A 13,899-nucleotide genomic window follows, 5' to 3' on the forward strand; every position below is an offset into this window, starting at 1 on the left:
CCACCCCGCAGATCCGCCTCGCGCCACTCTCGGGCCGCCATACTGAGGCACGTGCGCATCGCGATCATGACGGCGGGATCCCGGGGCGACGTGGCCCCCTTCACCGGCCTGGGACACGGCCTGCACCGGGCCGGCCACGACGTCACCCTGGTGACACACACCCGCTTCGAGCCGCTCGTCGCCGGGTCGGGGGTCCGCTTCCACCCGCTGCCCATCGACCCGCAGGCAGAACTCCGGTCCCCGCGCGGCAGCGCCCTGCACCGCAGCACGACCGGCGCGGGCAAGCTGGTGCGGGTGGTGTCGATGGCGCGGGCGCTGGTCGGGCGGATGACCGAGGACCTGGTGGCGGCCGCCCGCGCGAGCGATGTGCTGCTGCTCGCGGGGGCCGTCGCCCCGCTGGGGGTGGCCGTCGCGGAAGGGCTGAGGCTGCCGAGCCTCGGCGTCTATCTGCAACCTCTGGCGCCCACGGTGGAGTTCGGGCCGCCCCTGCTGGGCGACCGGTCCTTCGGCGGGCCCGCCAACCGGCTCGTCGGACACGGGGTGACCCTCGCCGTGGAGCAGGTCTTCTCGTCGGCCGTCCCTGCGGTACGGGCCCGGCTGGGGTTGCCCGCCGCGCGCCCCGGTGCCCTGCGCCGGGAGCGGGAACGGCGGGGCTGGCCGGTCCAGCACGGGTTCAGCCCGCTGGTGGTCCCCCGGCCTCGCGACTGGCGGCCGGGCCTCGACGTCGCCGGGTACTGGTGGCCGTACGACGCCGACCCGCGGCTTCCCGAGGAGGTGCGGGCCTTCCTCGACGCCGGGCCGCCGCCGGTGTTCGTCGGGCTGGGCAGCGCGACCGTGCCCGACGCCCGGCGGACGAGCGAGCTGGTCGTGGCGGCGCTGCGGCGGGCCGGGCTGCGCGGGGTGATCCAGCGCGGCTGGGGCGGGCTTTCGGCGGACGCCGACGACATGCTGACGGTCGGTGAGGTGGCGCACTCGGCGCTGTTCCCGCACATGGCCGCGGTGGTCCATCACGCCGGTGCGGGCACGACCGCGGCCGGGCTGCGCGCCGGGGTGCCCGCGGTGCCGCTGCCGGTCCAGTTCGACGAGGGCTTCTGGGCGTCGCGGCTGGTGGCGCTGGGCGTGGCGCCCTGCGCGCTGCCCGTGCGCCGGGTGACAACCGACTCCCTCGCCGCCGCCTTGGCCCGCGCGGTCGGGGACCCGGTCCACCGGGCCCGGGCCGAGGCGCTCGGCGCACGGATCCGCGCGGAGGACGGGCTCGGTCCGGTGCTGGCCGCGGTCGGCCGGCTCGGGTGACGGGCCGGCTCAGGACGGCCGCAGGATCGCCACGAGCTGGCGGACCAGTTCGTCGACCACCTCGTCGAGGGTGGCGTCCACCCAGCCCGCGCTCCAGTCGTGGAGCAGGCCGTTGACGCTGCCGATGAACGCCGTGGCGGCGAGCCGGTGATCGCGCGGCGCGGCCTCGCCGCGGGCCGCGGCGGCGGCCGCCTCTCCGCAGATGAAGTCGACCCAGCGGGCCCGCCGGGCCAGCCGCTGCTCCTCCAGCCGCGGGCTGACGCCGATGATCTCGACGAAGGTGATGCGGATGCGGCGCGGGTCGCCGGTGACGTTCCCGGCGTACGCCCGGAAGATCGCGGAGGCCCGTTCCGCCAGCGGCCTGCCCTCCGCCTCGGCGGCCGCGGCCAGCACGGCCTCCTCCGCCCAGCCGTTGACCTGGAGGTGCAGTTCGGCCAGGACGTCCTCGAGGGTGCGGAACTCCTCGTAGAACTGACGGGTCGACAGTCCGGCGGCCTCGCTGAGCGCGGCGACGGTGGTGCCGCGGTAGCCCGGGGTGTCACCGAAGAGCCGGAGTGCCGCGTCCAGGAAGCGCCGGCGCCGCTCGGCCTGCCGTTCCTGCGCGGACCTGCCGCCGTAGCGGCCGGTCGGCCCCTTGAGCCTGCCCGCCACGCTGCCTCCTGTCCCGCCGGGCCGCCGCCCCGCCCGCCGACTGGCCAATTTTGTCGTGCACACAGTCTTGTGGAGAAGGGCGACCCCTCCTTACTTTCCAGTAAGTCGAACTCTGAACGGCGTTGTATTCAGACTGCCCCCCACTCCGAGGAGAGTGCAGCCATGCCTGCCTTCCGCCCCCGGCACCTGTGCACCGTCGCCGCCGCCCTCGCCCTGACGGTGAGCGTCCCCGCGACCACCGCGGCCGCCGACTCCCCCGCGGCGCTGCGCGAGGTGCTGTTCGTCGGCAACAACTGGGACGGCACCGCCGAAGTCCTCGCCTCCTCGGGCGACTTCGAGAGGATCGGCCGGGTGAACGTCGTGCCCGACAAGGACCGGCGCATGGCGGAGATCAACGCCGACCCGGTCAAGTGGATCTACTTCATGGCGATCCGCAACAGCGTCGGCGAGGGCCACGACCAGTTCGTCGACGACATGTACGCCACCCCGGACGGCCGCTCCATGGTGGTCTCCCGGCCCAGCTTCGCCGACGTCGTCTCCATCGACCTGGCCACCGGAGCGGTCAACTGGCGCTTCGCCGTGTCGGGTTACCGTGCCGACCACATGGCGGTCTCCCCCGACGGCACCAAGGTCGCCGTCTCCGCGTCGACCTCCAACACCGTCCATGTCCTCGACATCGTCACCGGCAGGCAGCTGGGCTCCTTCGGCACCGGCGACAAGCCGCACGAGAACGTCTTCACCGGCGACGGCCGCTACATCTGGAACATGTCCATCGGCGAGGTGAACACCGCCCTGGACGAGCCGTGGCTGGACTGGACGAAGGGCGACCGGCGCATCACCGTCGTCGACACCTCGACCTTCCGGCAGGTGAAGGTCGTCGACATGCGGCAGCGCCTGGACGCGGCCGGGCTCGGCCAGTACTCGGACGCGGTGCGCCCGGCCGCGTTCAGCCCCGACGAGTCGACGCTCTATTTCCAGGTGTCGTTCTTCAACGGCTTCTTCGAGTACGACGTCGCCGGCGACAGGATCACGCGCACGAAGGTGCTGCCGAAGAACCCGGCCACCAGCGAGGACCGCACCACCTGGGTCAACGACTCGCGCCACCACGGCCTCTCGATGAGCCCGGACGGCAGGAAGCTGTGCGTGGCGGGCACCATGGACGACTACGCCACCGTCGTCGACCGCGCCACGCTCCAGGAGGGCCCGCTCGTCGCCGCCGACAAGCCCTACTGGGCCACGGTCAGCGGCGACGGCAAGTCCTGCGTGATCTCCGAGAGCGGCGCCGACCGGGTCACCGCCATCGACTTCGCGACCGGCCGCAGGACGGTTTCCGTCCCCGTCGGCGACCACCCCCAGCGCGTCCGCCTGGCCCGCGTGCCCGCCGACTGGAGCGGCCCGGCCAGCTGACCGCCCCGGGCGCGAGCTGCGCCCGGGCCGCGCGCGTCGCTTCGCCGTGCCCCTGAAAGTCGAAGCGTCCTGATGTTCCGTCAACCACTCGTGCGGCGCGTGACGTTGAGCAGGTACTCCTTCCGGTTCAGCGGGTTGTGGTCGGTGCGGGGCCGCTCGGGCACCGGCCCCGCCCCGACGGGCGCGTAGTGGTCGAAGGCGCTCTCCAGCTCGCCCTCGCCCCGGGTGAGCCCCGGCAGCCGCTGCTCCAGGGCGTGCACACGGGCCGCCGGCACCTCGCCCTCCAGGACGCACACCGCGCCGTGCGTCTCGGTGGTGCGCGGCACCGCCCGCAGCGCGGCCAGCACCGGCAGCAGCGCGCCGAGCGTGTCCGCGGGCGCCTCCAGGCGGAAGCGGTGCAGGGGCTCGTGCACCCGGGTGCCGGCCCGCCGCAGCGCCTCGACGAGGACCAGCGGGGTCAGGCCCCGGAAGTCGTACCCCGTGCTGGACATGCTCTTGTCGAAGCCCTGGTGGGCGTGGCTCTGCCGGGGCCAGTAGCCCGAGTGGGTCATGGTGACCACGCAGTCGGTGACCCGCCAGCCGTGCAGGCCCTGGGCGAGGGTCTCGCGCACGGTGTCCTCGACGGCCTTGAAGAAGGCGTACGGCATCGAGCCCAGCTCCACCTCCAGGTCGAACGCGACGGCCGAGCCGGGCGGGGCCGGGTCGACGCGCAGCCCGACCGTGGCCAGGAACGGATTGGCGCCCTTCTTGATGAACTCCGCGGCCTCGCCCGACCCGGCCGGCCGCTCCACGCACAGCGGGGTGGTCTCCCGGAAGCCGACCTCCAGGCCGTACTCCTCGGCGAGCGTGGCCTGGACGACCTCCTTCTGCACCTCCCCGTACAGCGACACGCTGGTCTCCTGCCGCACCTCGTCGTGGCGCAGCCCGATCAGCGGGTCCTGCTCGGCGAGCCGGGTCAGCGCAAGGTGCAGCGCCCGCGGGTCCGTGCCGGCGCCGGGCACGACGACCGTCTCCAGCGTCGGCGGGGCGAAGAAGTGCCCGTACGGCTCGCGGGGCACACCGAGGAAGTCGCCGATCCTGATGTCCGTCAGGCCCCGCACCCGGGCGATCCGGCCCGCCGGCACCGCGTCCGCGGGGACGTCCGTGCCGTGGTCGAAGACGCCGACCGCGGTGACCTTGCCCTCCCGGGGCGGGTCGCCGAAGGGGACGCGGTCGCGGACGCGCAGGGTGCCGGTGAAGACCCGCGCGTAGGCGATCTTCTCGCCCGCCGGGCCGCGTTCCACCTTGAACACGGTGCCCGACAGCGGTCCGGCCGGGTCGCCGTCGGCCGCCGGGAGCAGTTCCCTGACACCGGCGACCAGCGACTCCACTCCCGCCCCGGTGACGGCGGAGCCGAAGTAGAGCGGGTGCACCAGGCCCTTGCGGGTCTGGTCGGCGAGGGCCGCGCGCACCCGCTCGGGCCGCAGGGCGCCCTCGACGTAGGCGGCCAGCAGGTCGTCGTCGTGGCCGGCGAGGACGTCGAGCGCGGCGGGGCCGAGGTCGGGCACGAACCGGGCCTGTGGGCCGCCCAGCCGCTCGGCGTCGCCCATGGGCACCACGGGCACCTTCAGCCGCTCCGCGACCGAGCGCACCAGCTGCGCGCCGCGTGCCCCGCGCCGGTCGATCTTGTTGACGAAGACCAGGGTCGGGATGCCGAGGCGGCGCAGGGTCCGCATGAGGACCCGCGTCTGGGCCTGGACGCCCTCGACGGCGGAGACGACGAGCACGGCGCCGTCGAGCACGCCGAGGACGCGTTCCACCTCGGCGATGAAGTCCGGGTGCCCGGGGGTGTCGATGAGGTTGACGGTCACGTCGTCGACGGGGAACGACACGACCGCGGACTTGATCGTGATCCCGCGCCGGCGCTCCAGCGCGAGGGTGTCCGTCCGGGTGCTGCCGTCGTCGACGCTGCCGATCTCGTCGATGACCCCGGCGGTGTGCAGAAGGCGTTCGGTCAGGCTGGTCTTTCCTGCGTCGACGTGGGCGAGAATGCCAAGATTGAGCATGTGCACGTAGCGTCATGTCCTCGGGAGAGCGGGCGGGTTCCTTCCTGGGTGGACATGAACGGTGCGCGCATTGCGGCCCTCCTCGGCTCGAAGCTGGAAACCCGAGCAGTGCAGCAGACGGCGGGGGCGACGGCAACGCATTAAGGAGACCCGCGATGCGTGAGATTCTCCCGGTGCTGGGCGGCTGGTGGTCCGCCCGGATCCCGTTCGGGCTGGCCACGGTGGTCGCGGTGAGCCGCAGCGCGCCGCGCGATCCCGGCGCGGCGATGGCCGTCGGCCCGGACGACGAGGTCGTCGGCAGTGTGTCCGGCGGCTGTGTGGAGGGCGCGGTCCTGGAACTGGCCCAGGAGGCCGTGGCGAGCGGCCGGGCCCGGCTGGAGACCTTCGGCTACAGCGACGAGGACGCCTTCTCCGTCGGCCTGACCTGCGGCGGCGAGATCACCGTCCTCGTGCGGCCCGTGACCCGCGAGCGGGACCCGGCCCTCGGCGCGGTCGCCGAGTCCGTGGCGGCGGGCCGCCCGGTGACGGTGGCGACGGTGACCGACGGGCCCGCGCCGCGCGGCGCCACCCTCGCCGTCTGGCCGGACGAGACCCTCGGCAGCCTGGGGGCGGCCGGGCTGGACGCCGCGGTCACCGCCGACGCGCGCGGGGAACTCGCCGTGGGCGCCACGGGCGTACGGCACTACGGCCCGCACGGGGAGCGGCGGGAGGACGCGGTCTCCGTCTTCGTGGAGTCCTTCGCGCCGCCGCCGCGGATGCTGGTGTTCGGGGCGATCGACTACGCGGCCGCGGTCGCCCGGATCGGTGACTTCATGGGCTATCGGGTGACCGTGTGCGACGCCCGCCCCGTCTTCGCCACGCCCCGCCGCTTCCCGCCGGGCGTGGAGGTGGTGGTGGACTGGCCGCACCGGTATCTGGCGGGCACCGGCACCGACGAGCGCACGGTGATCTGCGTGCTCACCCACGACCCCAAGTTCGACGTCCCGCTGCTGCGGGAGGCGCTGCGCCGGCCGGCCGCCTACATCGGGGCGATGGGCAGCCGCCGTACGCACACCGAGCGGCGGGAGCGGCTGGTGGCGGAGGGCCTCACCGAGGCCGAGCTGGCCCGGCTGCGCTCACCGGTCGGGCTGGATCTGGGGGCCCGTACGCCCGAGGAGGTGGCGGTCTCGGTGGCCGCGGAGATCGTGGCGCTGCGGTGGGGCGGCAGCGGGGTCCCGCTTGCCGCCACGGCGGGGGCGATCCACGGGGCGACACCGTAGGCGGTCCGGAAAAATCTTCACCGGCCCCGCATAGGAGGGGGCGAAAGGGGTAGTCGCCCGCATATCGGGACGAACTCCATGTCCCTGTCCGAAGAGCCGAAGGAGGTCCGTGACAGACAGCCCGGATTCACAGTGCGCGGGCCGTGACCGGCAGGCCGGAGCGGCCCGCCCTCTTCGTCCGCGACCCTCCGGGTGCTTCTGCGCGTGACCGTTCAGCAATTCGGGTGAACCGCGCTCAGCGCCGGGGCAGCCGGTGCAGGACCACGTCCGCGAGCGCGCCGTCCGCGACCGAGGCGGTCATGTAGGTGCAGTACGGCTGTCTGCGCCGGTCGGTCGGCGAGCCCGGGTTCAGCAGCCGCAGGCCCGTGGGGGCGGTGCTGTCCCAGGGGATGTGGCTGTGCCCGAAGACGAGGACGTCCAGGTCGGGGAAGCGGGCCGCGCACCGGGCCTCGCGCCCCTGGGCCGGCCCGGTCTCGTGCACCACGCCGAACCGCAGCCCGCCCAGGTCGGCGTACGCCACCTCGGGCAGCCGGGCCCGCAGGCCGGGGCCGTCGTTGTTGCCGTACACCCCCACCAGCCGGCGGCAGCGTTCCTCCAGCAGGTCGAGCGTGGCCGTGTCGACCCAGTCCCCCGCGTGCACCACGGCATCGGCCGCCTCGGCCTCCGTCAGCACCTCGGCGGGCAACTCCCGCGCGCGTCGCGGCAGGTGTGTGTCGGAGATCAGCAGCAGACGCATGCGACCAGCCTAAGTGCGCGGGCGCGGACGGCGATCGACAGGACGGCCTCCGGGATAAGATCGGGCAACGCACGACAATCCTCAACACGAACGGCAGACGACCCCAGGGGGCCAGGAGGCCATGCCGGTGAAGGTCAGCGTCATCGTTCCGGTCTACAACCCCGGGCGCTACATCGACGACTGCGTCGATTCCCTGCTGCGTCAGTCGCTGCCCGACGACGCCTATGAAGTGATCTTCGTCGACGACGGCTCCACCGACGACACGCCGGCCCGGCTCGACGCCGTCGCCGCCGAGCACCCCCATGTGCACGTCATCCACCAGGAGAACTCCGGCTGGTCGGGCAAGCCCCGCAACGTCGGCATCGAGGCGTCCAAGGGCGAGTTCGTGATGTTCGTCGACAACGACGACTATCTCGCCGACGAGGCGCTTGAGCGGATGTACGACTACGGCGTCGCCCACGACGCGGACGTGGTCGTCGGCAAGATGGCCGGCAAGGGCCGCCCCGTGCCGGTCGAACTGTTCCGGCGCAACCACCCGAAGGCGTCGGTCGCGAGCGCCCCGCTCATCGACAGCCTGACCCCGCACAAGATGTTCCGCCGGGAGTTCCTCGACCGCATCGGGCTGCGCTTCCCGGAGGGGCGGCGGCGCCTGGAGGACCACGTCTTCGTCACCGAGGCGTATCTGCGGGCGGGCAACGTCTCGGTGCTCGGCGACTACGTCTGCTACTACCACGTCCGCCGCGACGACGCCTCCAACGCCGGGTTCCAGCGGCTCGACCCGGCCGGGTACTTCAAGAACCTCCGCGAGGCGCTGGACGTCGTCGAGGCGTACACCGAGCCGGGCGAGCTGCGGGACCGGCTGCTGCGCCGCTGGCTGCGCAACGAGATGGTCGAACGGATGCGCGGCAAGCGCCTGCTGGCGCTCCCCGACGACTACCGCCGCGAGCTGTTCGCGGAGATCCACGCGACGGCCGTGGAGCGCTTCGGCCCCGGCGTCGCGGCGGGGCTCCCGCCCGCGCAGCGGGCCGTGGCCGCGATGATCGCCGCGGACCGGTACGACGACGTCGTCGCCTTCGCCGAGTGGGAGAGCGGCGTCGCCGTCCGGGCCGTGCCCGAGGGCGTCGAGTGGCAGGACGGCGCGGTGCGGGTCGCGCTGCGCGCCGAGTTCACCTCGGGCGGCCGGCCGATGCTGTTCCCCGCCGAGGGCGCCGACGCGACGGGCGAGCCCCCGCTGGACTCCGCCGAGGCCGTCGCCTGGGTGTGCGCCGACTCCGTGGCCCGCTTCGAGAAGGCCACCGCCGACCTGCTGCTGCGCGAGCGCGACAGCGCCGCCCAGCACTTCCAGCCGGTCCGGGTCACCCGGGAGACAGCGCCCGAGGCCGACGGCACGCGGGTGCGGCTGGTGCTGCGGGCGACGGCCACCGTCGACCCGGCCACCGCGGCGGACGGCGTGCCGCCCGCCGCCGGACTGTGGGACGCGTTCGTACGGGTCCGGCTGGGCGCCTGGACCAAGGAGTGCCGGCTCGGCCCGGCGCCCGCCCATGACCGGCCCGCGCCGAGCGCGGGCGTAGCGGGCGGCCGGGTGGTGCTGCCGTACTGGACCCACCCGCAGGGCAACCTCGCCTTCGACGTGGACCGCGCCTCCAAGCGGCTCGGCCTGTCCGAGGTCACGCACACCATGGTCACCGTCTCCGGGAGCAGCCTGCGCGCACCGGTTCCGCTGTACGTGTCCGCCGAGACGAAGGTGGGGCTGCGGCTGACGGCCGGGCGCAGCGTGGACGTGCCGGGGCGCCTCTCGCCCTCCGCCGACGGCCGACGTGCGGTGCTGGAGGCCGAGCTGCCCGTGGCGGAGCTGCGGGCGGGCATCTGGCGTGCGGCGCTTGAGCCGGTCCCCGAGCGGTTCCTGGCGCTGCCGCTCGCCCTGGACGTCACGGACGGCGGGGTGCGCGCGGTGCCGGCCGCGCCACCGGGCGACGAGCAGCCGCTGATCCGCCGCGTCCGCCGCAGGCTCGGCCGAGTGCTGCGCGGCGCGGCGTCCCGAGTCACCAAGCACAGGAGGTAGGGCGTTGCGACCGCTGGGGATCGAGGGTGCCTGGGTGCTGGAGCCCAAGGTCTTCCCGGACGAGCGGGGCAGTTTCCACGAGTGGTACCGCGGCCAGGAGTTCCGCGAGGCCACCGGCTACGACCTGGCGCTCGCGCAGGCGAACTGCTCGGTCTCCCGCCGGGGCGTGCTGCGCGGGGTGCACTACGCCGATGTCCCGCCCGGCCAGGCGAAGTACGTCACCTGTGTGCGCGGCGAGGTCCTGGACGTGGTGATCGACCTGCGGGTCGGCTCGCCCACGTTCCGGCAGTGGGAGGCGGTCCGGCTCGACGACGACACCCGGCACGCGGTGTTCCTCGCGGAGGGTCTCGGGCACGCCTTCATGGCGCTCACCGACGACGCCACGGTCGTCTACCTGTGCTCCACCGGATACGCCCCTGAGCGCGAGCACGGCGTGCATCCGCTGGACGCGGACCTGGGCATCGAGTGGCCCCGGGGCATCGAGCCGGTGCTGTCGCCGAAGGACGCCGGGGCCCCGTCGCTCGCGCAGGCCCGGCAGGCCGGGCTCCTTCCGGAGTACGAGACCTGCCGCGCCCACCACGAGCGGCTTCGCGCGGGCGGCCCCACCGGCTGACGGGGCCGCCCGGCCTGCTCAGGAGGTCTTGGCCTTGGGGGTGCCGTAGCGGGCCTTGAGGACCCGCTTCTTGTTCGTGCCCTCGGCGTTGACGCCCTTCTCGATGATCACGAGATTGTGGAAGAAGTGGACGGCCCGGATGTTGCGGTCGAAGTACGTGGGCTCGTAGCTCTCGTCCACGAACTCCTCGTAGTTCAGGCCGTCCACCAGCTGCTTGAGCACGCCCATGCTGGTGTCCTTGGAGTCCAGGTCCTCGCTGCCCATCCACTCCGGCCAGTACGAGCTCTGGGTGTCCTCGACCGCGTAGATCCCCCCGTCGCTGAGCAGCGGGAACAGGGTGCGGAACGTGGTGATGACGTGCGGGCTGCGGTGGCTGCCGTCGTCGATGATCACATCGATCCTGCCGATCTTCTCGGCGATGGCGAGCAGCGAGTCGGGGTCGGACTGGTCGCCGATGTAGGTGGTGATCCGGTCCTCGTCGACGAAGGACTTGTCCTGGATGTCCATGCCGTGGATGTGCGCGCGGGGGAAGAAGTGCTTCCACATCCGCAGGGACGCGCCGCCCTCGCCGGGCCGGTTGTAGCCGCCGATGCCGATCTCCAGCAGGTTGAACTCCTCGTTCTTCAGGTGCTGGAGATAGCGCTGGTAGTGCTGCGCGTACTTGTGGGCGCCCCACTTGTCGGTCTTGAAGTGGGTGGCGAGCTTGCACAGGTCGTCGGAGATCGCGGCGACACCCGTGGGCTTCTTCGGCGGCGCCGGCGGGGTGCCGAACGTCCGCTGCCTGAGGCGGCGCAGCGTCTGCCAGCCGCGCTCGCCGACGACGGGTTTGACGGTCTTCCTCACGACCGACTTGATCGACATGCTGCGGATTCTCCCTCTGTGGTGGTTGCGCCGAAGGACGGGAACGCGGCGGCCAGCGCCTCCCGCCAGTCCCGGATGGGGGTGAGGCCGGCCTGCTTCCAGCGGTCGTGGCCGAGCACGCTGTAGGTGGGGCGCAGGGCCGGCCGGGGGAAGGCCGAGCTGTCCACGGGCCGCACCCGCTCGGGGTCGGCGCCCGCGTGCCGGAACACCTCACGGGCCAGGTCGTACCAGGTCGTCTCGCCGGAGCTGGTGGCGTGGAAGACGCCGTTCAGGCCGGGCCCGATCAGCGGGCCGAGGTCGGCGAGGCACTCGGCGAGGTCGACGCTCCAGGTGGGCTGGCCGTGCTGGTCGTCGACGACGTCGAGCGTGTCGCGGCGGGCCTCCAGGTCGAGCATCGTGCGGACGAAACTGCGGCCGTGGGCGCCGTAGAGCCAGGCGGTGCGGACGATCGCGGAGTGTTCGGGGAGTTCGGCGAGGACGGCCTGTTCGCCGGCCAGTTTGCTGCGGCCGTAGGCGGTGCGCGGGTCCGGGGGGTGGTTCTCCGGGTAGGGGGTCGTGCGGGCCTCGCCGGAGAAGACGTAGTCGGTGGACAGGTGCAGCAGCCGGGCGCCGGTGGCGGCGCAGGCGCGGGCGAGGTGGCGGGGTCCTTCGCCGTTGATCAGCAGGGCCGTCTTCTCGTCGGTCTCGGCGTCGTCGACGGCGGTGTAGGCGGCGCAGTTGACCACGATGTCGGGGCGGTGTGCGGCGAGCGCCTCGTCCACGGACTCCGGCCGGGTGACGTCCAGGGCGGCGTGGCCGAGGCCCGTCACGTCCTCGCCGCGCCGGGTGAGTGCGGCGGCGGTGTCGCGGCCGAGCATGCCGCCCGCGCCGGTGACGAGCCACTTCATCGGCGCTCCTTCAGCGGCTCCCACCAGGCGCGGTTGGCGCGGTACCAGTCGACGGTCGCGGCGAGGCCCTCGGTGAAGTCGTGGCGGGGGCGGTAGCCGAGTTCGGTGCGGGCCTTGGTCCAGTCGACGGAGTAGCGCAGGTCGTGGCCCTTGCGGTCGGGCACGTGCTCGACCATCTCCCAGCCGGCCCCGCAGGCCTCGAGGAGCAGGCCGGTGAGTTCCTTGTTGGTCAGCTCGGTGCCGCCGCCGATGTTGTAGACCTCGCCGGGCCGGCCCCCCGTGCGCACCAGCTCCACGCCGTGGCAGTGGTCCTCGACGTGCAGCCAGTCGCGGACGTTGCGGCCCTCGCCGTAGAGCGGGACCTTGCCGCCGTCGAGGAGGTTGGTGACGAACAGCGGGATGACCTTCTCGGGGAACTGGTGCGGGCCGTAGTTGTTGGAGCACCGGGTGACGCGCACGTCCAGGCCATGGGTGCGGTGGTAGGCCAGGGCGAGCAGGTCGGAGGATGCCTTGGAGGCGGAGTACGGGGAGTTCGGGCTCAGCGGGTGGGTCTCGGGCCAGGAGCCCGTCTCGATGGAGCCGTACACCTCGTCGGTGGAGATGTGCACGAACGGGCCGACGCCGTGGCGCAGGGCCGCGTCCAGCAGCGTCTGCGTGCCGAGCACATTGGTACGGACGAAGTCGGCGGCGCCCTCGATGGAGCGGTCCACGTGCGACTCGGCCGCGAAGTGCACGAGCTGGTCGCTCTCGGAGACCAGCTTGTCGACGAGCGGGGCGTCGCAGATGTCGCCCCGCACGAACCGCAGCCGGGGGTGGTCGGGCGGCAGGTTGTCGAGCGTGCCGGCGTAGGTGAGCTTGTCCAGCACCGTGATGTGCGGGGCGTCCGGCCGCTCGTCCGCGAGCAGCATGCGCACGTACGTCGAGCCGATGAACCCGGCGGCGCCGGTGACGAGGAGGTTCATGTGGGGATCTGCACCTTGCTTCTGCACCTTGCTGAAGAACGGGTTGTGCACCTCAGGTATGGATCTGGACCTTGCTGTGGTCGCCGAGGACGAGGCGGTGGGCGCTGGGTACGCTGGGCGCCGGGGTCACCTCGACATGGCGGCCGATGAGGGAGTTCTCGATCCGGCCCACGCCGTCGATGGAGGAGTCGCGCAGCACGATCGAGAACTCCAGTTCGCTGTCCTTGATGCGGCAGTTCTCCGCGACGGACGTGAACGGGCCGACGTAGGAGTCGGTGACGACCGTGCCCGAGCCGATCACCACGGGCCCGACGATGCGGGAGCCGGTCACACGCGCGCCCCGCTCGATGACCACCCGGCCGACGGTCTCCGACGCCTCGTCGACCTCGCCGTCGATGCGCCGCTCCAGCGTCTCCAGGACCGTGCGGTTGACCTCCAGCATGTCGACGACGTTGCCGGTGTCCTTCCAGTAGCCGTGGATCTCGGTGGAGCGGACCTCGGCGCCGGAGTCGAGCAGATGCTGGATGGCGTGGGTGATCTCCAGCTCGCCGCGCCAGGACGGGCGGATGGAGCGCACGGCCTGGTGGATGGCCGGGGTGAACAGGTACACGCCGACCAGCGCGAGGTCGCTCTTGGGGCGCTCCGGTTTCTCCTCCAGGCCGACGACCTGTCCTTCGGGGCCGAGTTCGGCGACGCCGAAGGCGCGCGGGTCGGCCACCCGGGTGAGCAGGATCTGGGCGTCGGGGCGGCTGGTGCGGAACTCCTCCACCAGACCGGTGATGCCGCCGACGATGAAGTTGTCGCCGAGGTACATCACGAAGTCGTCGTCACCGAGGAAGTCCCGCGCGATGAGCACCGCGTGGGCGAGTCCGAGGGGGCGTTCCTGTGGGATGTAGGTGATCTCCAGGCCGAACTTCGATCCGTCGCCGACCGCCTCCTGGATCTCCTCCGCGGTGTCGCCGACGACGAGTCCCACGTCGGTGATCCCCGCGTCTGCGATCGACTCCAGGCCGTAGAACAGCACGGCTTTGTTCGCTACCGGAACGAGTTGCTTGGCCGAGGTGTGGGTGATCGGCCTCAACCGTGTTCCGGCGCCTCCGGACAGCACGAGTGCCTTCATCTG

12 protein-coding genes are annotated in these 13,899 nt (G+C 72.8%); 5 read left to right on the forward strand and 7 right to left on the reverse strand.

Annotation, left to right across the window (positions count from 1 at the left end; genetic code table 11):
* The first annotated feature begins 66 nt into the window (after positions 1-66).
* The gene (locus ACIGXJ_RS33940; protein ID WP_399653870.1) at positions 67-1,293 is read left to right on the forward strand and encodes a glycosyltransferase; all 1,227 of its coding nucleotides are present in this window, start codon (positions 67-69) and stop codon (positions 1,291-1,293) included.
* A 9-nt stretch (positions 1,294-1,302) separates the two neighbouring features.
* Here ACIGXJ_RS33940 and ACIGXJ_RS33945 read toward each other — a convergent pair whose 3' ends face one another.
* Positions 1,303-1,944 (reverse strand): TetR/AcrR family transcriptional regulator, encoded by a 642-nt coding sequence (locus ACIGXJ_RS33945; RefSeq protein WP_399653754.1) that lies wholly within the window; start codon positions 1,942-1,944, stop codon positions 1,303-1,305.
* A gap of 162 nt (positions 1,945-2,106) precedes the next feature.
* On the opposite strand from ACIGXJ_RS33945, the gene ACIGXJ_RS33950 reads away from it, so the two are divergent.
* Positions 2,107-3,351, forward strand: a complete 1,245-nt coding sequence (locus ACIGXJ_RS33950; protein ID WP_399653758.1) for a YncE family protein — start codon at positions 2,107-2,109, stop codon at positions 3,349-3,351.
* 80 nt (positions 3,352-3,431) lie between these two features.
* On the opposite strand, the gene ACIGXJ_RS33955 is transcribed toward ACIGXJ_RS33950, so the two are convergent.
* On the reverse strand, positions 3,432-5,402 hold the full coding sequence (locus ACIGXJ_RS33955) for a GTP-binding protein (protein WP_399653760.1): 1,971 nt from the start codon (positions 5,400-5,402) through the stop codon (positions 3,432-3,434).
* A gap of 149 nt (positions 5,403-5,551) precedes the next feature.
* Here ACIGXJ_RS33955 and ACIGXJ_RS33960 point away from each other — a divergent pair, with 149 nt between their 5' ends.
* Positions 5,552-6,655, forward strand: a complete 1,104-nt coding sequence (locus tag ACIGXJ_RS33960) for an XdhC family protein (protein ID WP_399653763.1) — start codon at positions 5,552-5,554, stop codon at positions 6,653-6,655.
* 235 nt (positions 6,656-6,890) lie between these two features.
* Here the strand turns inward: ACIGXJ_RS33960 and ACIGXJ_RS33965 are convergent, their stop codons facing one another.
* Positions 6,891-7,391: a metallophosphoesterase family protein gene (locus tag ACIGXJ_RS33965; protein ID WP_399653765.1), complete on the reverse strand. Its 501-nt coding sequence runs from the start codon at positions 7,389-7,391 to the stop codon at positions 6,891-6,893.
* Positions 7,392-7,512: 121 nt separating this feature from the next.
* Between ACIGXJ_RS33965 and ACIGXJ_RS33970 the strand changes: the two genes are divergently transcribed.
* On the forward strand, positions 7,513-9,453 hold the full coding sequence (locus ACIGXJ_RS33970; RefSeq protein ID WP_399653768.1) for a glycosyltransferase family 2 protein: 1,941 nt from the start codon (positions 7,513-7,515) through the stop codon (positions 9,451-9,453).
* A 4-nt stretch (positions 9,454-9,457) separates the two neighbouring features.
* On the forward strand, positions 9,458-10,066 hold the full coding sequence (gene rfbC / locus ACIGXJ_RS33975; RefSeq protein ID WP_399653771.1) for a dTDP-4-dehydrorhamnose 3,5-epimerase: 609 nt from the start codon (positions 9,458-9,460) through the stop codon (positions 10,064-10,066).
* An 18-nt stretch (positions 10,067-10,084) separates the two neighbouring features.
* Here the strand turns inward: rfbC and ACIGXJ_RS33980 are convergent, their stop codons facing one another.
* Genes ACIGXJ_RS33980 through ACIGXJ_RS33995 form a run of 4 tightly spaced genes read right to left on the reverse strand, consistent with a single transcriptional unit; the run spans position 10,085 to position 13,896 of the window.
* Positions 10,085-10,927, reverse strand: a complete 843-nt coding sequence (locus tag ACIGXJ_RS33980) for a hypothetical protein (protein ID WP_399653773.1) — start codon at positions 10,925-10,927, stop codon at positions 10,085-10,087.
* Positions 10,906-11,814 (reverse strand): dTDP-4-dehydrorhamnose reductase, encoded by a 909-nt coding sequence (gene rfbD, locus ACIGXJ_RS33985; protein WP_399653775.1) that lies wholly within the window; start codon positions 11,812-11,814, stop codon positions 10,906-10,908. The genes ACIGXJ_RS33980 and rfbD overlap by 22 nt, the downstream gene beginning before the upstream one ends.
* The gene (gene rfbB / locus ACIGXJ_RS33990; protein ID WP_399653777.1) at positions 11,811-12,776 is read right to left on the reverse strand and encodes a dTDP-glucose 4,6-dehydratase; all 966 of its coding nucleotides are present in this window, start codon (positions 12,774-12,776) and stop codon (positions 11,811-11,813) included. The genes rfbD and rfbB overlap by 4 nt, the downstream gene beginning before the upstream one ends.
* Before the next feature lie 52 nt (positions 12,777-12,828).
* Positions 12,829-13,896, reverse strand: a complete 1,068-nt coding sequence (locus ACIGXJ_RS33995) for a glucose-1-phosphate thymidylyltransferase (protein ID WP_399653780.1) — start codon at positions 13,894-13,896, stop codon at positions 12,829-12,831.
* Between the last annotated feature and the right edge of the window lie 3 nt (positions 13,897-13,899).

Source organism: Streptomyces sp. NPDC053367 (assembly GCF_044545925.1).
In the GTDB taxonomy this organism is placed as follows: domain Bacteria; phylum Actinomycetota; class Actinomycetes; order Streptomycetales; family Streptomycetaceae; genus Streptomyces.